The 20,059-nt window shown below is 66.5% G+C and carries 17 protein-coding genes; 13 read left to right on the top strand and 4 right to left on the bottom strand.

All coding sequences use genetic code 11. The features are described from left to right. Positions 1–387: 387 nt before the first annotated feature. From ACSQ3D_RS27170 to ACSQ3D_RS27110, 13 genes are all read left to right on the top strand, one after another. A complete protein-coding gene (locus tag ACSQ3D_RS27170; RefSeq protein WP_436128912.1) occupies positions 388–741 on the top strand; it encodes a hypothetical protein in 354 nt (117 codons plus the stop codon). A 54-nt stretch (positions 742–795) separates the two neighbouring features. Next, positions 796–1,041: an Imm32 family immunity protein gene (locus ACSQ3D_RS27165; protein WP_436128911.1), complete on the top strand. Its 246-nt coding sequence runs from the start codon at positions 796–798 to the stop codon at positions 1,039–1,041. Between the two features lie 78 nt (positions 1,042–1,119). Further along, a complete protein-coding gene (locus tag ACSQ3D_RS27160) occupies positions 1,120–1,602 on the top strand; it encodes a hypothetical protein (RefSeq protein WP_436128910.1) in 483 nt (160 codons plus the stop codon). Beyond that, positions 1,599–2,333 (top strand): hypothetical protein, encoded by a 735-nt coding sequence (locus ACSQ3D_RS27155; RefSeq protein WP_436128909.1) that lies wholly within the window; start codon positions 1,599–1,601, stop codon positions 2,331–2,333. Before ACSQ3D_RS27160 ends, ACSQ3D_RS27155 begins: the two co-directional genes overlap by 4 nt. A gap of 696 nt (positions 2,334–3,029) precedes the next feature. Beyond that, positions 3,030–3,290 carry a hypothetical protein gene (locus ACSQ3D_RS27150; RefSeq protein WP_436128908.1) on the top strand — a complete coding sequence of 87 codons (261 nt, stop codon included), beginning with the start codon at positions 3,030–3,032 and terminating at the stop codon, positions 3,288–3,290. A gap of 56 nt (positions 3,291–3,346) precedes the next feature. After that, the gene (locus ACSQ3D_RS27145; RefSeq protein ID WP_436128907.1) at positions 3,347–3,715 is read left to right on the top strand and encodes a DUF4440 domain-containing protein; all 369 of its coding nucleotides are present in this window, start codon (positions 3,347–3,349) and stop codon (positions 3,713–3,715) included. A gap of 271 nt (positions 3,716–3,986) precedes the next feature. Next, positions 3,987–4,379: a DUF2946 family protein gene (locus ACSQ3D_RS27140; RefSeq protein WP_436128906.1), complete on the top strand. Its 393-nt coding sequence runs from the start codon at positions 3,987–3,989 to the stop codon at positions 4,377–4,379. A gap of 184 nt (positions 4,380–4,563) precedes the next feature. Next, positions 4,564–6,750 (top strand): TonB-dependent siderophore receptor, encoded by a 2,187-nt coding sequence (locus tag ACSQ3D_RS27135; RefSeq protein WP_436128905.1) that lies wholly within the window; start codon positions 4,564–4,566, stop codon positions 6,748–6,750. Between the two features lie 120 nt (positions 6,751–6,870). Then, positions 6,871–8,475 (top strand): ABC transporter substrate-binding protein, encoded by a 1,605-nt coding sequence (locus tag ACSQ3D_RS27130; RefSeq protein ID WP_436128904.1) that lies wholly within the window; start codon positions 6,871–6,873, stop codon positions 8,473–8,475. Further along, positions 8,472–9,437 carry an ABC transporter permease gene (locus ACSQ3D_RS27125; RefSeq protein WP_436128903.1) on the top strand — a complete coding sequence of 322 codons (966 nt, stop codon included), beginning with the start codon at positions 8,472–8,474 and terminating at the stop codon, positions 9,435–9,437. Before ACSQ3D_RS27130 ends, ACSQ3D_RS27125 begins: the two co-directional genes overlap by 4 nt. Beyond that, positions 9,434–10,282: an ABC transporter permease gene (locus tag ACSQ3D_RS27120; protein WP_436128902.1), complete on the top strand. Its 849-nt coding sequence runs from the start codon at positions 9,434–9,436 to the stop codon at positions 10,280–10,282. The genes ACSQ3D_RS27125 and ACSQ3D_RS27120 overlap by 4 nt, the downstream gene beginning before the upstream one ends. After that, the gene (locus ACSQ3D_RS27115; protein ID WP_436128901.1) at positions 10,279–11,757 is read left to right on the top strand and encodes an ABC transporter ATP-binding protein; all 1,479 of its coding nucleotides are present in this window, start codon (positions 10,279–10,281) and stop codon (positions 11,755–11,757) included. The genes ACSQ3D_RS27120 and ACSQ3D_RS27115 overlap by 4 nt, the downstream gene beginning before the upstream one ends. Beyond that, positions 11,754–12,557 (top strand): glutamine amidotransferase, encoded by an 804-nt coding sequence (locus ACSQ3D_RS27110; protein ID WP_436128900.1) that lies wholly within the window; start codon positions 11,754–11,756, stop codon positions 12,555–12,557. Before ACSQ3D_RS27115 ends, ACSQ3D_RS27110 begins: the two co-directional genes overlap by 4 nt. A 30-nt stretch (positions 12,558–12,587) precedes the next feature. On the opposite strand, the gene ACSQ3D_RS27105 is transcribed toward ACSQ3D_RS27110, so the two are convergent. From ACSQ3D_RS27105 to ACSQ3D_RS27090, 4 genes are all read right to left on the bottom strand, one after another. Next, positions 12,588–16,223, bottom strand: coding sequence for an EAL domain-containing protein (locus ACSQ3D_RS27105; RefSeq protein WP_436128899.1), 3,636 nt, complete (start codon positions 16,221–16,223; stop codon positions 12,588–12,590). Positions 16,224–16,238: 15 nt separating this feature from the next. Next, complete coding sequence (locus tag ACSQ3D_RS27100; RefSeq protein WP_056165663.1) at positions 16,239–16,640, bottom strand: response regulator; 402 nt, start codon at positions 16,638–16,640, stop codon at positions 16,239–16,241. Continuing rightward, positions 16,637–18,487 carry a PAS domain S-box protein gene (locus ACSQ3D_RS27095; RefSeq protein WP_436128898.1) on the bottom strand — a complete coding sequence of 617 codons (1,851 nt, stop codon included), beginning with the start codon at positions 18,485–18,487 and terminating at the stop codon, positions 16,637–16,639. Before ACSQ3D_RS27095 ends, ACSQ3D_RS27100 begins: the two co-directional genes overlap by 4 nt. A 563-nt stretch (positions 18,488–19,050) precedes the next feature. Beyond that, complete coding sequence (locus ACSQ3D_RS27090; protein ID WP_436128897.1) at positions 19,051–19,962, bottom strand: hypothetical protein; 912 nt, start codon at positions 19,960–19,962, stop codon at positions 19,051–19,053. Positions 19,963–20,059 lie beyond the last annotated feature (97 nt).

Below are 20,059 nucleotides of genomic sequence, written 5' to 3'. Positions count from 1 at the left end.
ACGGCGTTCCAGCGGACCGCCTTCGGCGTCCGCTGAACTTCAACGTTAGGCGTAATAAGGGGAACAGGTCATGGCGACAAAATTAGACCTTCAAGACTGGGTTATCGATGCGTTAAAAGCACTCGGAGGTAGTGCCCGGCTTGTAGAAGTTGCCAAGCACATTTAGAAGCATCATCAGCATGATCTTGAAGCCTCAGCGGATCTATTTTTTACTTGGCAATACGACATGCGGTGGGCTGCCAATCAGCTATGTTCACAGATGAAATTGAAAGCAGCTGATATTTCCCCATCGGGAGTATGGGAACTGGCCCCGTGAAATTCTCTGTTCTAACCGTTCGTTGCAGTGGATCGGCGCCGCCCACTGAACTTGTCCTTTAGGCGGTAAACATGCAGAGCTCCTCTGAAACTGTCGCACGCATTCAGGAAGTCATCTCCCACTGGCGCACGCCCGCTGAACTCGCTTCCTTTGCAGCTGCACGTCACGGGTTTGGGGACTCCAATGGCGGTTTCGGAGTCATCTATCCCGGAGACCTGGATGAGTACCAGCGAGAGATCGAGAATGCGTGCATACCGGAAGGCCAAGTGGAGATCTACGGTTATTGGGCCCTTCCAGGAGGTTACGAATTCCAAGTCTCTGAGAGGTTTTATCTCTCCGTTCTTGCTGGCCACCTCAAAACAATTGGGCTATCAAATGGCGCAAATGATGTTTCCGCATTGGCGGGGAGCCTGCCTAACCCATAGTTCAAGGCGGATGCCTAACGGCGCCGCTTAACTCCAACGTTAGGTCTCAGTCGCATGAAGATATTTGGACATACGGATCAGGAAGTCGAGCCAAAGTACGTCGTTTCCGGCGAACTGGCGGAGATCACGCTGTGTGCGACGCCCGGCGAACTGCGTCGGATGAGTGAATTTCTCGTTTTCTGCGCGGCCGAAATGGACCGCATGGGTGATGACTATGGACACATTCATCTCGGCGATCGGATGAAGGAGTTTGACGGTTCGTCGCCGCACTTCGTTGTGTTTCGGGCGGAGGTCTCGTGAGACCTAACCCATCCTTCAAGCGGACGCCTGACGGCGCCGCTTAAGTCAAAAGTTAGGCGGCTCAAGGGGCCATCCGCTATGCAAGCTTCAGTAAACAGCCTTGATACGCTTCTCCAAAACTCCGACGCCGACTCGATGGAGTGGGCCGATGGCGGTGGCGCAGAAGATGCAGCTGAAATGATGGCAATACTTTCCGAGCAAGATTGGTTAACGCTGAAGTCCATTTCTCTAAACCGCGACAGGAACTGGCGGGCCTGCCTAGCATCAAGCCTCAACCCTCGGCAAGGTGAACAGGCAGAACACCTACTGTTAACTCTTGCATCCGATCAAGACCTTGAAGTTGCTTTTCTCGCAGTTCGAGGAATCGCCTTCTATTGCGGCATCAACGATTCGATGAATGGCCCATTCATTGATCCCAAGATTCGCGTGTCATCGATGCACGCACTCGCTAAAGCAACCTCGGGGCTAGCAAGCCGAGTCCGCAGAGTTGGCTCATCCTGTGGCCCAAGATTTCAAAGGCAATTCGACTTGCTTGCGGCAGAGCTCGAGCGCGCAGCATGAAGAAGCGCACGCCGCCTAACCCTTCCATCGAGAGGACGCTGTCGGGCAAGCCGGCCAGCGCCTCTCATGTCAAACGTTACGTGCCCGAAATGCGCCGGTTGTACTTGAACCCAAAGTCTGAACCCTTGGATGGCCGCAACAGCAGTGGCTGCGATGCAATCTTGCCGAACGATTCTTCGTACCCGACATGCAGGCTTTGTGGCCAAAAGCAGTTGTTGTTCTTGCAGTTCGCCGTTCCAGTCGAGTTGGGTCTGCCTATCGCAGCCGAGTCGCAGCTTTCGATCTTTATGTGCCCAGAGCACAACGAGATCCCGTCGTTCGAATCAAAGGCACATCTCAAGGGCGACTACTGGAATGGCGGCGACGGGAACTGGGCAGCGTTCTTGGCACTACCAGGTAAGGTGCGTACAGCGCTAGGTCCGCGAATCCTGGAGCCTGTTTCCTTCGAGTTTGATGAGCACCCCGCAAATCCGAGCTACAAGATCGCCGTTGGAGGCAAGCCCGAGTGGGTTCAAGAACCTGAGCAGTTCGTCTGTTCATGCGGGGCAAAGATGGCCTTCGTTTCCCAGATCAGCGATTCCTACAAATTCAAGAAACTGCCTGCCGCGGCAGAGCAACCGGACTCCTCATACAGAGACGGCTACGTTCTGTTCCTAGGCAACGAGGTCTTCGTCTTTGCTTGTCCCAATCAGTGCAACACACGTGCGATATGGGTCACAGTACAGAACTAGCCCCCATCGCAAAGCAGCAAGCCGGCACTTCTTTCAAGGCCGTTGGTGGGTTCTCGTCGGTGCGCTCGTCACGCAAGGGTCAACCAGCTTCAAGCGGCATCGCGCGGGCATCTAGCCCTTCCATCGAGAGGACATGCCCCGGCAAGCCGGGTCATGCCTCTCATGTCAAACGTTAGGAAGAATCTTGCTCAAGCAATACAACCAAATCGCGAACACAGCGATTGCCTGTGCCGTCTGTTGTGGGGGAGCCATCGTCTATTTTGGTCAAGGCTCGCAGACAGGAAATGTCTGGGGTCCGGGCGGAGCACCAGTCGGTCTTGCGTGGGTTGCAGTAGGAGCCATCGTGCTGGCGTTCTGGGCCTATGCCAAGGCAAAAGGAAGGTCCGGGTGGCTGGGGGTCCTGCTACCTCTCCTAAACATCGTGGGCCTCATCATCCTCCTGCGTCTCCAGGATCTCAGCGATCGGGCGCCCGATATCAAGTGCCCAAAGTGTGGCGGTGTCAATGCTGGCGAAGACAAGACATGCCGCTACTGCCACACATCGCTTTCCCTCCAGAATGAAGCGAGTTGAGCGGGCCCGATGCGCTGCTTTCCTAACCACGCGTTGCAGCGGACCGCCTTCGGCGTCCGCTGAACTCATCCGTTAGGGCCCATCAAATGCATCCGTGCCCATCACACGTCGGAGGTGCAAGAGTCGTGTGCTACACGCCCATCGACCAGCGTCACCGTCATACGGGTAACACGAAGCAGATCGTTGGTGGCGTGGTACTCGGCCCTGCAGCGGGTCTCGTCATTTGTCAGTACAGCGATGACACCGCCTTCTACCTGTTTGGCTGCGATGCCCAATGGAAGAGCCAGTCCGACACTTGGCACGAAGAACTGGAAGATGCCAAGGCACAAGCGGAGTTCGAGTACGAAGGAACTTCCAAGACATGGAGACTTCCGGGTGAGCTCTAACCCAGCATTCCAGCCGAGCGCCTTCGGCGCCCGCTGAATTCAACGTTAGAACTCGCATGCAAGAGCAGCTGTCCATCGAGAATTTGCTGCAGGAGTACGAGCTGCTGCTCCTGCAGCCCGCTGCGCGCAAGTCAGAGGCGGTTTCGCGGTTGCTGGCCGACGGCTTCGTCGAATTCGGAAGTTCTGGCCGCGTCTTCAACAAAGTGCAAATCGTGTCGGCCCTTCAGGCGGAGCAACCAATGCAGGTCCATGCAAGCGACTTCAAGGTTCAAATGCTAGAGTCCCACGTCGCGTTAGTTACGTACAAAGCAGTTCGCCAGTCGCATCCGTCGAGGCTGACCCTTCGTAGTTCTATCTGGCAGCGTCGGGCTGAGCAGTGGCAAATGATCTTTCATCAAGGCACAGTCGCCGAGGCTGCTCCGTGAGCCGAGTTCTAACCCGTCATTCCAGCGGACGGCCTACGGCCGCCGCTGAAGTCAATCGTTGGCCGTTAAACCGACTGCCCTTCATTCGGTCCGACCTCAGTTAGCAAGCCCAGCGGAGCGTGCTTCCCCGACCATTTCGCGCCATCCCCAAAGCATCGAAACCTGTCCTCCACGTGGGGCGGATCAACGGCTTTTAACTCCCCGTCACTTCATGGCGGAACGACTTGCCCGCCAATCCGATACCCGCGGTTGAGTATGATTCGCAACCCTCATGCTGCGCCGCACCATCTCCGCCCTGCCCTTCCACATCGCGCTTGTGCTGGTGGCGTTGTTCAACGCCCTGGCGGGTGTGCCCCTGCATGAGGCACGGCATATCCAGGAGGTGGTAGCTAGCGCCACGGTTTCGACAGCCGTAGGCGATGTGGAGGCGTATGCAACAGACACCCCAGCCAGCGGCCAACACAGCGAAAGTACAGCCGGCACGTGCGCCTTGTGTTTAACCCATGCGCTAGAAGCAGGCCTGGCACATGCACCGGCGGCCGGCCAGCTACCGCTTCCCGGAACACCCAGCACGCTCAGGCCGCAAAGCGCAGACCCCTTCACGGTCCAGCAAGTGCGCTGGCCGTTTGCTGCACGCGATCCTCCGCCAGCCCATCGGGCCTGACGCTCGTCAGGTCCTCGCCAGCTCGCGCTCTCAAGCGCACCCCCTCTTTTTTCAGCCTTGTAGTCACCCCGCCGGGGTGGGTACGGGCACGCGGCTTTGTGCGCCCGCCTTGACCACTTGAATCAGGCGGGAGTGGGCCACGCTGCTCCTGGCTTTGCATTCATCGCTTCTGGACTGGTTTGCCATGCGCTCTTCGTCTTTGTCATCTTCTCTTTCGTTTTCACGCCCAGCGGCCTTGCCGCGCCCCACGTTGTCGGCCGTGGCGGTTGCGTCGCTCTTCGCCTCCATCAACCCCGCCTTCGCCGCAGACGGCGATGTGATCACCCCACCCACCCTCTCCGCCGTCGACGTCGTCGGCCGTAGCGCCTCTGGCGCCTACTACGCCGACGAGGCCGAGGGCGCCAAGACCACCCTGCCGCTGCGCGAGCTGCCGCAATCCGTGCGCGTGATGTCGCGCCAGACGCTGGACGACCTGGGCGCCACGCGGCTGGACGATGTGCTCGACTACGTGGGTGGCGTCTCGCGCCAGAACAGCTTTGGCGGGCTGTGGGACAACATCGCCATCCGGGGCCTGCCGGGCAACGAGAACACGGGAATGGCGACCTTGCTCAACGGCTTTTCGTCCAACCGCGGCTTCAACGCGCCGCGCGACTTGGCAGGCGTGGAGCGCATCGAATTCCTCAAAGGCCCGGCCGCTGCGCTCTATGGCAGCAGCGAGCCGGGCGGCACGCTCAACATCGTGAGCAAGAAGCCGCTGTGGAAGGCCGCCCACTCGGTGGAGGCCTACGCCGGTAGCAACCGCCTGGGCCGTGCGGCGCTCGACACCACCGGCCCCATCAACGACCGGCTGGCCTACCGCCTGAACGTGGCGGTGGAAGACCGGGGCAGCTTTCGCGACCATGTGGATGCACAGCGCCAGGTGGTGGCCCCCGCGCTGACCTGGAAGCTCACGCCCGACACGGTGCTCGAATACACCGCCGAGTTCCTGCGCCACGCCACGCCGCTCGACCGGGGCGTGGTGGCGGTCAACAACCGTCTGGGCGCCATCCCCGTGAGCCGCTTTCTGGGCGAGCCGGCCGATGGCAACGTCACCGTGCGCAACCAGACGCACCAGCTGGTGCTGTCCCACGAATGGAACCCCGACTGGCGCAGCCGCGCCGGGCTGTCGTACCGCGAGACGGGCCTGGAGGGCTTTTCGACCGAGCCCACCGCGCTGCGGCCCGACAACCGCACGCTCACGCGCCAGCGCCGCTACCGTGACTTCCAGTCCGACGACATCGCGCTGCAGGCCGCGCTGCAGGGCACGGTGCGTGCCGGTGCGCTGGAGCACGAGGTGCTGGCGGGCGTGGAGAGCTTTCGCTTCAGCATGGATTCGCTGATGCTGCGGGCCAACCCCAGCACCGCCGCACCGTATGCCATCGACATCCTGAACCCCGCGTACGGCCAGCCCCAGCCCACGCCGGGCCGCAATACCGACACGCTGGAAATGCAGCGCAACACCGCCCTGTACTTGCAGGACACCATCAAGCTGGGCGCGCAGTGGCGCGTGATGGCCGGCCTGCGCGCCGACAACTACGACCAGTCGCTCAACAACCGCCTCACGCAGCGCACCACCGCGCAGAGCCCGTCGGCCGTGTCGCCCCGCCTGGGCGTGAGCTGGCTGCCCACCGATGCGTGGACGGTGTACGCCAACGCGGGCCGTTCGTTCCGCCCTAACACGGGCTCCGACGTCGCAGGCAATGGCTTCGACCCTGAAAAATCCCGCGCACTGGAGCTTGGTGCCAAGTGGGAGAGCAGCGACAAGCGCATCGGCGCCACCGCCGCTCTCTTCGACATCCGCAAGCGCAATGTGCTGACCAGCGACCCGGCCAACGCAGGGTTCTCGGTGGCCGCCGGCGAGGTGCGCAGCCGCGGGCTGGAGCTGGACCTGGCCGGCCGGCTCGGCGCGCACTGGCGCGTGAACGCCAGCCTGGTGATCAACGACGTGAGCATCGCCCGCGACAACCTGCTCGAAGTCGGCGGCCGGCTGTTGAATGTGCCCCGCGTCAACGGCAGCGTGCTGGCTGTGTATGAAGACGCACTGGCCAACGGGCAGCGCTACGGCGTGGGCGGCGGCATCACCCACATGGGCCAGCGCCTGGGCCAGGCGCGCACGCAGGCCGAGGCCAATGCGGGCACGGCCAGCTTCGATCTGCCCAGCTACACCACCGCCAAGCTGGTGGCGTACTGGCGCCTGAGCCCCACGCTGAGCGTCACGCTCGACGTGGACAACCTGTTCAATGCCAAGCACTACACCAGCTCGTACAGCCGGGTGTGGGTCACGCCAGGCACGGCGCGCACCCTCACCGCAGGCCTGCAGGCCAAGTTCTGACACCCAGCTGCTTCCCAAAATACCCGAACCGTTCACTGGGCGCAGTCGAAACGCCGCGCGAGGCTTCGACAGGCTCAGCCCGAACGGATTGGGGTATGGAGTGATTCGGCGCGAACCCGTATGACGACATTGCACCAGCACCACCCCTTGATTTCCGAAGAGTCCCGCATCACCCGGCGCAGCACCCTGCAGTGGCCTGCCGCTGCGCTGGCCGGGGCCGCCCTGCCCGCGCTGGCCCAGGCTCAGCCGAAAGCGCCCCATAGCACCACGCCGCTGCGCATCGTGGGCCCGTGGGAGATCAGCGGGCTGGCGCCTGCGCAAAGCGGCTACATGTTCACCCGCCTGCAGGTCGCCGAAACGCTGATGGGCGCCGGCGATGATGGCCGCCCCGAAGGTGCGCTGGCCCAGCGCTGGCGCACCTCGGCAGACGGGCTGGCGTGGCAGTTCGACCTGCGCCCGGGCGCACGGTTTCACGATGGCAGCCCGGTGACGGCCGCTGCCGTGGTGCGCTGCCTGCAGGACGCGCAGGTGCCGCCCGCGCTGCTCAGCCATGCGCCCATTGCCGGCATTGCAGCGCAGGGCGATCACACCGTGGTGGTGCGGCTCAACCGCCCCCACGCCGCCCTGCCCGCGCTGCTGGCGCACAGCAGCACCATGGTGCTGGCACCGGCCAGTTACGGGCGCGGCGGCAAGGTGCAGTCCATCGTGGGCAGCGGGCCGTACCGCATTGCGGTGCTGGTGCCGCCGCAGCACGTCGAAACGGTGGTGTTCGACGGCTTCGACGGGCCCCGGCCCGCCATCGCCGCCGTGCAGTACCTGGCCGCCAGCCGGCCTGAAACCCGCGCGCTGATGGCCGAAGGCGGCCAGGCCGACCTGGGTTACGGGCTGGACCCGGCCAGCCTGCGCCGGCTGCGCCGCCACCAGAAGGTGGGGCTGGCGTCGGTCACGCTGCCGCGCACCGTCATCATCAAGCTCAATGCCGGCCTGCCCGCGCTGCGCGACGTGCGCGTGCGACAGGCGCTCAGCCTGGCCATCGACCGGGGCGCCATTGCCCATGCGCTGATGGGCGACGAGAACCTGGCCGCCACCCAGTTGCTGCCGCCCACGCTGGCCGCCTGGCACAACCGGGCGCTACCCCCGCTGCGGCACGACCCCGAAGCCGCCGCGCGCCTGTTGCAGGACGCAGGCTGGCAGCGCCATGGCGACGGCCTGCGCAGCCCTGACGGTCAACCGCTGGCACTGAGCATCCGCACCTTTCTCGACCGGCCCGAGCTGCCGCTGATCGCCACCGCGTTGCAAGAGCAGTGGCGCCTGGCCGGCATTGCCGTCAAGGTGAGCATCGGCAACTCTGGCGACGTACCGCTGGGCCACCGCGACGGCAGCCTGCAGCTGGCACTGGCCGCGCGCAACTATGCCAACGTGCCCGACCCCACGGGCACGCTGGCGCAGGACTTTTCGGCCCAGGGCGGCGACTGGGGCGCCATGGGCTGGCACAGCGACGCCGTGGTGCAGTCGCTGCAAGAGCTCGCCCGCACCGCCGCCACGCCCGAGCGCGCCACGCTGCTGCGCCAGCGCATCACCCACGCCCTGCAGGACGAGCTGCCCGTGATCCCCGTGGCCTGGTACCGCCAGCACGTGGCCGTGAACCCGCGCGTGCGCGGCGTCACGCTGGACCCGCTGGAGCGCTCCTACCGCATCACTTCCATGGAATGGCAAACGACATGACCCGCCCGCTCAACCCTTTGTGGGCCCTGGCCGCGCGCCGCCTGGTGCAGGTGGTGGCCTTGGCACTCATCATCGGCACGCTGTGCTTTTTGATGGTGCGCTCGCTGCCCGGCGACCTGGCCACCCGCATCGCGGCGGGCCGCTACGGCTACGACCTCGTGAGCAATGCCGCCGCCGACACGGTGCGCGCCGAACTGGGGCTGAACCAGCCCGCCGCCTGGGCCCTGCTGCACTGGTGGCGCGACATCGCGACGCTGAACCTGGGCCTGTCGCTGGTTACGCAAGCGCCGGTGTGGGAAGAAGTGGCTCACCACCTGGCCGCCACGCTGCGGCTGTCGGCGGCCGCGCTGGGCCTGGCCTTCGTCCTGGGCGTGCCCATGGGCCTGTGGGCCGGCCTGCGGCCGGGCGGCTGGGTAGACAAGACCAGCTGGGTGCTGAGCGTGGTGCTGCGCGCCACGCCACCGTTTTTGCTGTCGGTGCTGCTGATGCTGCTGGTGGCCGTGCACTGGGGCTTTCTGCCTGTGGCGGGCGATGAAAGCCACGCCAGCCTGGTGCTGCCCGCGCTGACACTGGGCCTGGGCCTGGCCGCCGGGCTGGCCCGCGTGACGCGCGCGGCCATGCAGGACGTGGTGCAGTCGCCATCGTTCGAGTTTGCCCGCACCAAGGGCCTGTCGGACCTGCAGGCGCTGGTGCGCCATGGCCTGCGCAATGCGGCAGTGCCTGTGGCAGCCTACCTGGGCGTGCAGGCGCTGTTCTTGGTGGAGGGCGCGGTGGTGGTGGAGACGCTGTTTGCCTGGCCCGGCATCGGCCACGCGCTGGTGCATGCCGTGTTCGGGCGCGACATTCCGATGATCCAGGGCGCGGCCCTGTGCATGGGGCTGCTGTTCGTCACGTTCAATCTGGTGGTGGATGCGGCCTGCGTGGCGCTCGATCCGCGCCATGCCAAGGGGGTGTCGGCATGAGCGCGATCCCCACGCCTTCCACGATGCCGATGGCACCTGCGCAGGGCCTGCCCCGCCCCCGCGTCCGCTGGCGCACGGCTCTGGGCCTGGTGCTGCTCGGGCTGCTGGCTGCGTTTGCAGCGTTGGGCCCCTGGCTCATCGGTGCCAGCCCGGTGGCGCAAGACCTGCGCAACCAGTTGGCACCGCCCAGCGCGCAGCACTGGCTGGGCACCGACGTGCTGGGCCGCTCGGGCCTGGCGCGGCTGGCGCATGCGGCGCAGCTGTCGCTGGGCATGGCGCTGCTGGCGGCATTCAGCGCGGCCATTCCCGGCACGCTGCTGGGCATTGCGGCCGCGTGGCGCGGAGGCCGCACCGAGCGGGCGCTGGTCATGCTGTCGGACGCCGCGCTGGCCATACCAGGCCTGCTGCTGGTGCTGCTGATCGCCGCCATCGCGCCGGGCCAGTTGGCTGCGCTGTACGTGGGGCTGGCCCTCGCGCTGTGGGTGGAGTACTTCCGCGTGAGCCGCGCCGTGGCGCGCCCCGTGCTGGCGGGCGACGCGGTGCAGGCGTCGCGCCTGCTGGGCTTTGGGCGCGGCTACGTGCTGCGCCGGCACCTGCTGCCGGCGCTGGCGCCCACGCTGGGCACGCTGCTGGCCTTCAGCACGGCGCAGGCCGTGCTGTCGCTGGCGGCCTTGGGATTCGTGGGCGTGGGCATTCAACCGCCCACGCCCGAGCTGGGCTTGATGATGACCGAGTCGATGCCCTACTACCAGGAAGCGCCGTGGCTCATCGCCGCGCCGGTGGCGCTGCTGGTGTGCCTGGTGGCCGCCATGATGCTGCTGCAACCCGAGCGGGAGACTGCATGACAACCACCACCCTCTCATCACCCGCCCTGCTGGCCGTGGACGGCCTGGGCATTCAGGTCAACGGCAGGCACCTGCTGCGGGACATCGCGTTCACGCTCCAGCCCGGCGAAGCGCTGGCCCTGGTGGGCGAAAGCGGCGCGGGCAAGTCGCTGCTGGCCCAGGCCATCATGGGCAACCTGCCGCCCGCGCTCAAAGCCACCGGCAGCATCACCATCGAGGGCACCACCACCCGCGCCGACGACGCTGCAGCGCGGCGCGCGCTGTGGGGCCGGCGGCTGGCGCTGCTGCCGCAGGAGCCGTCGCTGGCGCTCAACCCCCTGAACCGGCTGGCGCCGCAACTGGCCGAGGTGCATGCGCTGCTGCATGGCCGGGGCTGGCCGCAAGCGAAGGGGCTGGCGCAGGCCCAGCTGGCTGCAGCGGGGCTGGGCGAGGCAACGCGGCACTACCCCTGGCAGCTGTCGGGCGGCATGGCCCAGCGCGCGGTCGCGGCCATCACCCTGGCGGGCGGCGCGCAGGTGCTGATGGTGGATGAGCCCACCAAGGGCCTGGATGCCCATTGGCGCGACCGCACCATCGACCTCTTCCGCGGTGTGCTGGCCGCGGGTGGCTGCCTGCTGACCATCACGCACGACCTGGCGGTGGCCCAGGCGCTGGGCGGCCAAGTGATCGTGCTGCGCGAAGGCCAGGTGGTGGAGCATGGCGACATCGCCACCGTAGCCACCCGGCCATCGCACCCCTTCACCCGGCAGTTGCTGGCGGCAGATCCCGCGCGGTGGGATGCCTTTGCGGCGCCCACGCCTGGAGACACCGTGGTGCAGGCGCGCGGCATTGCCAAGTCCTACGGTGGCCGCAGCCTGTTCGCAGCCATGGACCTGGACCTTCACGCTGGCGAACGCATCGCCGTGCAGGGCCCGAGCGGCACCGGCAAGAGCACGCTGGGCAATGTGCTGCTGGGCCTGTTGGCGCCGGACACCGGCAGCGTGCAGCGCGCGCCGCAGCTGCGGCCGCATGCTTTTCAAAAGCTCTACCAGGATCCGGTATCGTCGTTTGCGCCGCACGCCAGCCTGGCGCAGTCGCTGCGCGATGCGGCCCGCCTGCACGGCCACGCCTGGGCTGCGGTGCTGCAGCGGCTGCAGCAGCTGCGCATTCCCGAAAGCCTGCTCGCACGCAGGCCCGAGCAGGTCTCTGGCGGCGAGCTGCAGCGCATCGCGCTGGCGCGCGTGCTGCTGGCACAACCCGCGCTGCTGTTCGCCGACGAGCCGACATCGCGGCTGGACCCCATCACCCAGCAGGAGGCCTTGGGCGTGCTGCTGGCGGCGGTGCGGGAGACCGGCGCCGCGCTGATGCTGGTGACGCACGACGAGCACATTGCCGCGGCGGTCGGCACGCGGACGCTGGATTTTTCCGCGAACGCCAGGGCAGCGATGCCGCGCGCACCTGCGGCTGCCGGGGTGCTTCACAATGCAGCGCCATGAGCCACCCTGTAGAAGCATCCCCTGTGCCAGCGTCCACCGCCCCAGCGCTGTGGATCATCAAGACCGGCGTGGCCCCGGCGCCTTTGCGCGCGGCGCATGGGGACTTTGAAGACTGGATCGCACAGGGCCTGCGCGCGGGCCCCGGCGGCAGTGCGCTGCAGATCCGTACCCTCGACGCGCGGGCGCTGCCCGAATGGCCTGCGCAGGACGAGATCGCCGGGGTGGTCGTCACGGGCTCTCCGGCCATGGTGACCGACCGGGAGGCCTGGAGCGAGCGCACGGCGCAGTGGTTGGTCCGGCTGGTGCAAGGCGCCACCCCGCTGCTGGGCATCTGCTACGGGCACCAGCTGCTGGCGCACGCGCTGGGCGGCGAAGTGGCGCACCACCCGGCGGGCCTGGAGATCGGCAGCGTGGCCGTGCAGTGCCTGCCCGCAGCCGCAGGCGACCCGTTGCTCGGCGGGCTGCCCCTGGAGTTTGCGGCCCACACCGTCCACGAGCAATCGGTGCGGCGCCTGCCGGCTGGCGCAGTGCCGCTGGCCGCCAACGGCCACGAGGCGCACCACGCCTTTCGCGCCGGGCCCTGTGCCTGGGGCGTGCAGTTCCACCCCGAGTTCACCCAGACGGTGATGCAGGACTATGTGCGGCTGTTCGCGCCGTCGTTGCACCGCGGCGGGGTCGATGTGCAGGCGCTGCACGCCGCGGTGGCGGCCACCCCGGCCGCCAACGGCCTGCTGGCGCGGTTTGCGAGCCTGGCACAGGGCTCTGGCTCTGGCTCCGCGTCGCAGAGTCAGGCGGGCTGAGCCACACCCCTCACCAGGGGCGGCGTCAGGTCAGAGCGACGGCGCCGCCGGGTGCGCGCCCAGGAACTGCTGCTCGAACGCCTCGACCGGCAGGGGGCGGCTCAGCAGGTAGCCCTGGATTTCATCGCAACCCAGCAGTGCCAGGCGGCGCAACTGGTCATGTGTCTCGACCCCTTCGGCCACCACGTTGAGCGCCAGCGAGTGCGCCAGGTTGATGATGGTGGACACCAGCACGTGGCCTTGCGAGGTGGTGTCCATGCCCATGACGAAGGACCGGTCGATCTTGAGCGTGTCCGCGGGCAGCGTGGCCAGGTAGCTCAGCGACGAGAAGCCCGTGCCGAAGTCGTCGATGGCCACGGTGATGCCCATCTCGCGCAGCGCGTGCAGGCTGCGGCGGCTGTGCTCCACATCGTCCATCACCATGCTTTCGGTGAGCTCGAGCTCCAGCCCCGCACCGGCGCCGGCATCGAACGCTAGGGCCTGCCGCACTTCGGCGATGAAGTTGCGGTGGCGCAGCTGCAGGGCCGACACGTTGACCGCCACGCGCAGCGCCGTGTGGCCCGCGTGGCGCCAGCGCTGGTTGTCCTGCAGCGCCTGCTGCAGGGCCCAGCGGCCCACGTCGTAGATGAGGCCGGTCTCCTCCAGCACCGGGATGAAGAGCCCCGGCGGCACCAGGCCGCGGCGCGGGTCGTTCCAGCGGATCAGGGCTTCGGCGCCCACGATCTGGCCGTCCGCCAGGCGCTGCTTGGGCTGGTAGTGCAGCACGAACTGGCCCTCTTCCAGGGCCTGGCGCAGGCGCCCTTCCAGGCTCAGTGTCTCGGCCACGCGGGTGTTCATGCCCGCGGTGTAGAACAGCAGGCTTTCTGCCGATGCCTTGGCCTTGTTCGCCGCGGCCTCGGCGTTGCGCAGCAAGGCCTCTGCATCGGCGCCGTCCAGCGGGTACAAGGCCACGCCGGCCTTGGCGGCCATGCGCAGTTCGGTGTCGCCCAGAACGAAGGGCGCATCAAAGCAGCTGCGCATCAGGTGGTCCACCGCCAGGGCCACGGCATCGGCGTCGCGGGCGTCGGTGACCGAGATGCCAAAGCTGTTGATGCCGATGCGCGCCACGCCATAGGCCTCGCCAGCGGCTTTCTGCAGACGCTCGCCCACCTGCCGCAGCAGCTCATCGCCCCGCTGGCGCCCCAGCGTGTCGTTGACGAAGCGAAACCGGCTGATGTCCATGAGCGCCAGGCCCTGCAGGGCCCGGGAGCCCTCGCGCGAGCGCAGGTGCTGGGCGCTGCGCTCCAAGAACAGCGTGCGGTTGGGCAGGCCGGTGATCTCGTCGTAGAAGGCCAGGTAGCTCAGGCGCTCTTCCTTGTCGAGGTGGTCGAGCGCAAAGCCGATGTCGCCGGCCAGCTCCATCAGCAGCTTGACCTCGACCGCGTCGAAGAAGCCCACCTCTTCGGAGAACAGCGCGAGCACGCCCACCACCTTGTTCGCCACCATCAGCGGCAGCATGGCCAGCGATGCCACGCCGTGCTGCGCGAGCAGGTCGGGCAGCACGATGCGGGGGTCGCCGCGCACGTCGTCGCACACCGCCGGCTGCCCGGTACGGGCCACCTCGGCGCTCAGCGCCTCGCCCGCGGTGGGCTGTGCGTACAGGCCCAGCCGTTCCCGCACGCGCACCAGGAACTCGGGCTCGGCCCCGGCCAGCGCCACCGGCACGAGCTTCATCTGGGCCTCGTCCACGCGGCCCACCCAGGCGATCTTGAACTGCCCGGCTTCCACGGCCACGCGGCAGGCGCCCTGAAAGAGCTCTTCACGGTTGCGAACGCGCACGATCAGGGTGTTGATGCCGCTGAGCATGGCATACACGCGGTTGAGGCGCTTGATCTTGCGCTCGGCCTCCTTGCGCTCGGTGATGTCCTCGCCCAGTGCCGCGACGCCCGTGACCTGGCCGCCCACGGAGCGCAGGACGGTGTTGTTCCAGTGCACCAGCCGACGCTCGCCCGAGCGGGTGACGATCTCGTTGTCGTAGTGCCAGGTCGAGGACCGCCCCGCCAGCACGTCGGCAAACACCTGGCGGATGTGCGTCTGCTCGGGCGGCAGGAACAGCGCGAACCAGCTTTGGCCCGCCACCTCCTCGTGCTGCCAGCCGGTGAGCTTGAGCAGGTAGTCGTTGCAGTAGGTGACGCGGCCTTCGTTGTCGAGCATGACGGAGATCATCTCGACCTTGTCCAGCATGTCGTTGAAGCGCCGGTCGCTCTCGCGCAGGGCCTCTTCGGCGCGCTTTTGTACGCTGATGTCCTGGATGGTGTTGAACCAGCGGAACTTCTCGGGCGCACCGTCTTCGGGAGGCAGGGGCTCCATCACCTGGCGCAGGTGGAGCAGCGCGCCATCGGCACGCACCAGCCGGTAGGTGAAATCCATGCGCACGCGTTGCCGCCCGGCCTGCTGGGCCCGTGCGCGGTACAGGGGCTGGTCGTCGGGGTACACGCGGGCCAGCCACTCCCGGGCCGACTGCGGCATGGCCTCGGGCGTAACGCCCAGCATGGCAGGACAGGTATCGGGCCAGCTTTCGAAGACGCCATCGCGCCCGCTGATCACGTGCGTGATCTTGGCCAGCACCTGCGCGCGGTGCAGGCCGGCCTCGCTGGCCCGCAGTTCCTCGATGACGCGCTTGCGCTCCAGCACCTCCAGCTGCAGCCGGTCCGCGTGCCGCTGCACCTCGGCGTAGAGACTGCCGTTTTCATAGATGCGGCCCACCTGCGCGCCCAGGATGGACAGGATCTTTTCATCCTCGGCACTGAACTCCGCTGCGCCCAGCTTGTTGACCAGGCACAGCCAGCCATACGAAAACGACAGCGAGGTGATGGGCGCGATCACCGCGGTGTGCAGGGCCGGGTAGCCCGCAGGCAGCCCCACGGACCGCGGGTCGCCGCCAGCTTGCACGAACCGCTGGGCGCGGCGCTGGGCGCGCACCCGCCCGAGCAGGCCGTGCGAGACCACCGGCAGATCCGGCGCACCGGTGGTGGCGGCCTCGATGCCGCTGGTGCACACGAGCGATGCGTGGATGTCCTTGCGCACCACGCACAGCACCACATACTGCGCCCCCACCAGCTCCCGCGCGCCACGGCAGACGTTGGCCAGCAGCACCTGGGGGTCGCGCTCGGAGGCCAGTTGCAGGTTCAGGTCGGTGAGCGCCGCCAGGCGGCGGTTCATGGCTTCGAGCTCGGCCACGTTGCCGTTGAGCTTGTCGGTCATCAGCTGCAGGTGCTGCGTCTGGAAGCTGCGCTCCAGATGTGGTGCGGGCGGGGCCACCTCGGTCAGCGCCTGCTCGATGGCCGCCAGGATGTCCTGCGGCTCGCAGGGCTTGGCCAGCACCTGGCGCACGCCGCAGGCTGCCGCGAGGTTGCGCGCCTCCTGCTCGCGGTAGTGCGCGCTGTAGAAGATCACCTGCGTGCCGGCCAGTTCGGGGTCGGCACGCATCTGCCGCACGAACTCGAAGCCGTCCATCGTGGGCATCAGGATGTCGGAGATCACCAGATCGGGCCGCTCGGCGCGCACCATGGCCAACGCCTGGGCGCCATCGGACGCCTCCAGCGCCTGGTGGCCGCTGTGCCCCACCAGCGTCACCACCAGCGCCCGGTTCGCCGGGATGTCGTCGACGACGAGAATCTTGGCCATGCGCGCTCCGCCGTGTCAGGCCGCGCCTGGCGGTGAGTGGAAGGACGGGCCGAGAAACGCCTCGATCTGGCGCACGAAGGTCTCGGGCGTGATGGGTTTGGAGAGGTGGTCGTCAAAGCCCACCTCCAGCGCCTTCTCGCGGTCGCCGGGCATGGAGAACGCCGTCACCGCGACCAGGGGCACCACGCGCCAACTGGAGTTGGAACGCAGGTTGTGCGCCACCTCGTAGCCGTTCATCACGGGCATCTGCAGGTCGCACAGAATCACGTCCGGCCCCTCGGCCAGGGCCATCGCCAGGCCCAGCGCACCGTTTTCTGCGGCCAGCACGCGGTGGCCCGCGTCCTCCAGCAGGTAGATGACCAACTGGCGGCTGGCCTCATCGTCCTCGATGACCAAAATCGTGGCTCTCTGTGTCATGCGCTGCTCTCCGGAATTTCCACGGTAAAGACGCTGCCCTGACCTTGCGTGCTTTCAAAGTCCACGCTCCCGCCCAGCGCCTCGGCCAGCTTGCGGCTCAGGTGCAGGCCCAGGCCCGTGCCCTCCTGGTGCCTGCGCTCCGCCGTCTCCACCCGGGAAAAAGCCTCGAACAGGCGCGACTGCTCTTGCACAGGGATGCCGGGCCCGGTGTCCCGCACGCTGACACGGACCGTGCGCCTCGTGGCCTGGGTGGCGGTCTCCAGCGTCACGTCCACGCTGCCCCCGGACGTGAACTTGATCGCATTGCCCACCAGGTTGATGAGGATCTGGCTGACCGCCCTGCGGTCGGTGTACAGCGGCACGGCACCCGGGGGCAGGTGCACGGCAAAGGCCAGGCCCTTGCGCCGGGCCTCGGGCTCGAGCGTGGCGGCGACTTCTTCGACCAGGCTGCGGCCGTCGAGCGCCTCCAGGTTGAACGATGCCTTGTTGGCGCTGAGCTTGGCCACGTCCAGCAGGTCGTTGATGAGCGACAGCAGGTGGCGCGCTCCGGTCTGCACGATGCGCAGCTGCTTGTCCTGCTCGGGGTTGAGCGGGCCGGGCAGCTGCATGATCAATGTGCCGGTGAAGCCGATGATGGCGTTGAGCGGGGTGCGCAGCTCGTGGGACATGCTGGCCAGGAAGCGGTCTTTGACCAGCGCCGCATTTTCAAGCTCCAGATTCTTGTCGCGCAGCGCCCGCTCGATGAGCTTGCGCTCGGTGACATCGCGGATCGCGCTCGACACGAACAGGCCCTCCTCCGTGTCGAGCGGGCTCAGGCTGATCTCCACCGGGAATTCGCTGCCGTCCTTGCGCAGGCCGTACAGGTCGAGCCCCGCGCCCATGGAGCGGGCGCGCGGCTCGGCGAAGAAGCCGTGGCGGTGCTCGGGGTGGCGCTGCGCGAACCGGCGGGGAACCAGGAGTTCGACCGGCTGGCCCAGCAGTTCCTCGCGGCTCCAGCCGAACAACTTCACGGCCTGAGAGTTGACCAGCACGATGCGCCCGTCCCGGTTGACGATGACCATGGCGTCCGGCGCCGCTTCCAGCAGGTCCTTGAACTTCTGGTCGGCCCGCTTGCGGTCGGTGATGTCGCGGATGGCCGTCATCGCCATCGTGCCTTCCTCGGTGACGAGCGGGCTCAGGCTGATCTCCACCGGGAACTCGTCCCCGCCCTTGCGCAGCCCGTACAGCTCCAGCCCCGCGCCCATGGTGCGCGTGCGCGGCTGGGCAAAGAAGCCGCTGCGGTGGCCCAGGTGCGCGCCGCGGTAGCGGTGGGGCAGCAGCGTCTCGATCGACTGCCCGATCAGCTCTGACCGCACATAGCCGAACAGGCGCTCGGCCTGCGAGTTCACGAGCACGATGCGGCCCGTCACGTTGACCATCACGATCGCATCGGGCGTGGATTCGAGCAGGTCGCGAAAACGCGCTTCCAGCAGCTTGGCATCCCGCTGCACCTTGAGCTGGGTGACGTCCTTCTTGCTCGACAGGAAATAAAGCACTTCTCCGTCCGCATCGCGCACCGCCTTGGTCGAGACGTTGACGTGCACGAGCGAGCCATCCTTGCGCCGGCGCACCGACTCGTGCACGGTGGTCGAGCCGCGCAGCGCCTGGGCGCGGATGCTTTCTTCCTCCCGCACCTGGTCGGCGGGCACGATGAGCTCGGCAATGGGCCGGCCCCGGGCCTCGGACTCGGTGTAGCCAAATATCGCCTCGGCCGCCGCGTTCCAGTGGAGCACCGCGCCCTGCGGGGACAGCACCAGCAACGCATCGGGGTTCTGTTCCCAGTATCCGACCGAAAAATCAGATCCCATTGAGCCCTCCGGGCGATCGGTCCGTCATTTGCAGGCAGGTCTCGCCAGCAGGTGCGCTGGCAGCCATGAACGGCCGTCGAAATGTTGTTCGTTGTGTGCACGGCCTGCCGGGGTGCATGCGCAGGCCGTGCCCCTGCCGAAGCGGCAGGTCGAAATCATCTTAGAAGCATGCCGCAGAAATGCCAACCCGCAAATGTCCATGCCAGCGTGTCACGGGGCAGGGATTGCCTGGCTTGCGCCCACCCGAAAAAAGCCCCTGTGGCCGGCAACGGCAACAGGGGCTCATCGGTGCGTGGCGCCTGTACAAGGCGCGGGGCAGCTTACATGTGGTCGATCATGACCTCAGTATCGTCTTGCAATTCATGCCCAGCTTGGTGCTGACGTGCTTGCAGGTGTTCGATGAAACAGATCCTGGAACAGGGGCGGCGGAACGCGGTGGAACGAGCTCTCGCGGGTGGGTGTTTTATCGCCTGCTTCAGCGGGCCATCAAGCAGCCCTCACAGAGCAGTCCCGCGAGGAAGCTGATCCATGGTTCTCTGAGCGAGGGCCGAGGCCCTCATTGATTACCAGCCGCGCCAGGCCTTCACTTGGATGGCCACCGCATTGGCGATGGCGTTGTGGGTGCCCAGGGTTGGGTGCAGACCCTCGTGGGTCGCACCGGGGCTCATTGGCACGGCGCCGTTGGACCAGTAGTTGACGCGGGCGGCGTAGCCTGGGTACACGGCGTTGACAGCATTCACCCCGTTCGTGATGCCTTTGCTCACGGCCGTGAAGTGGTTCGTATAGGCGTGGTACGCCTCCAGCACGCTGGCCGGGGTGTGGTCCGGGAGGTCTGGGTTCGTTTCCGTCCCCAGGAAGGCGGCAGCGGTATCCTCAGGCACCACGTAAGGCGCCTCGATCACGATCAGCCGACGACCTTCAGCAGCCAGGGCGATCCCCAGGGCAGCGATGCGCTGGCCGGTTTTGTCCTCAGCGTCGAAGGCGCTACCTTGGGGTATGCCCTCGTTTACACCATCGTTGCCACCCAGATGGATGATGACGGTATCAGCTTGGATAGCTGCCGCGTGCTGCACCAGCGTCAGGCCGCCGAAGGGATACAAAGTGTCGGCAGGGTCAGTGGAGAGGTCCGGGCGCATGCCGTTCATCATGCCCCAAAGCGTGCTGGCGCCGAACTGCTGTGCGTCATAGTCAGACGAACCGGCGCCCTGATGGATGCGCAGCGCAAAGTTGTAGTCGCTCGGGCTGTTGCTATAGCCGGGGTAGCTCACGTACTGAGAAACGGGCCCTCGGCTGTTACCGCCTGCTGTGGTCGATTTGCGTCCCACGTTGCCGCCATCTCCGATGGAGTCGGTGTAGACGGCAATCTTCTTGGGAATAATTTGGGCGTGTAGCGGGCTGGCCAACGCGAGGGCCGAAACGGCGGCGGCCACCCCCTTCAACAACGAGCGACGGGCGAAAGAACTAAGAAAATTCACGCAGACTCCTCCTAAAGGTTGAGTAGTCATTAGGTGAATTTCTGCGACATTTGGTCAAGACGAATTACGCCGCCTAAACACAAATAACTCTCACTTA

Origin of the sequence: Acidovorax sp. LjRoot117, from assembly GCF_964252695.1 — a bacterium.
In the GTDB taxonomy this organism is placed as follows: Bacteria; Pseudomonadota; Gammaproteobacteria; order Burkholderiales; family Burkholderiaceae_C; genus Acidovorax.
Note: the sequence above shows the minus strand (reverse complement) of the source record. Positions and strands in the feature narration are given on the sequence as shown.

Coding starts and splice junctions, on each gene's coding strand:
- ACSQ3D_RS27170 (WP_436128912.1), top strand. CDS start 388: ATGCAGAGCTCCTCTGAAACTGTCGCACGCATTCAGGAAGTCATCTCC.
- ACSQ3D_RS27165 (WP_436128911.1), top strand. CDS start 796: ATGAAGATATTTGGACATACGGATCAGGAAGTCGAGCCAAAGTACGTC.
- ACSQ3D_RS27160 (WP_436128910.1), top strand. CDS start 1,120: ATGCAAGCTTCAGTAAACAGCCTTGATACGCTTCTCCAAAACTCCGAC.
- ACSQ3D_RS27155 (WP_436128909.1), top strand. CDS start 1,599: ATGAAGAAGCGCACGCCGCCTAACCCTTCCATCGAGAGGACGCTGTCG.
- ACSQ3D_RS27145 (WP_436128907.1), top strand. CDS start 3,347: ATGCAAGAGCAGCTGTCCATCGAGAATTTGCTGCAGGAGTACGAGCTG.
- ACSQ3D_RS27140 (WP_436128906.1), top strand. CDS start 3,987: ATGCTGCGCCGCACCATCTCCGCCCTGCCCTTCCACATCGCGCTTGTG.
- ACSQ3D_RS27135 (WP_436128905.1), top strand. CDS start 4,564: ATGCGCTCTTCGTCTTTGTCATCTTCTCTTTCGTTTTCACGCCCAGCG.
- ACSQ3D_RS27130 (WP_436128904.1), top strand. CDS start 6,871: ATGACGACATTGCACCAGCACCACCCCTTGATTTCCGAAGAGTCCCGC.
- ACSQ3D_RS27125 (WP_436128903.1), top strand. CDS start 8,472: ATGACCCGCCCGCTCAACCCTTTGTGGGCCCTGGCCGCGCGCCGCCTG.
- ACSQ3D_RS27120 (WP_436128902.1), top strand. CDS start 9,434: ATGAGCGCGATCCCCACGCCTTCCACGATGCCGATGGCACCTGCGCAG.
- ACSQ3D_RS27115 (WP_436128901.1), top strand. CDS start 10,279: ATGACAACCACCACCCTCTCATCACCCGCCCTGCTGGCCGTGGACGGC.
- ACSQ3D_RS27110 (WP_436128900.1), top strand. CDS start 11,754: ATGAGCCACCCTGTAGAAGCATCCCCTGTGCCAGCGTCCACCGCCCCA.
- ACSQ3D_RS27105 (WP_436128899.1), bottom strand. CDS start 16,223: ATGGCCAAGATTCTCGTCGTCGACGACATCCCGGCGAACCGGGCGCTG.
- ACSQ3D_RS27100 (WP_056165663.1), bottom strand. CDS start 16,640: ATGACACAGAGAGCCACGATTTTGGTCATCGAGGACGATGAGGCCAGC.
- ACSQ3D_RS27095 (WP_436128898.1), bottom strand. CDS start 18,487: ATGGGATCTGATTTTTCGGTCGGATACTGGGAACAGAACCCCGATGCG.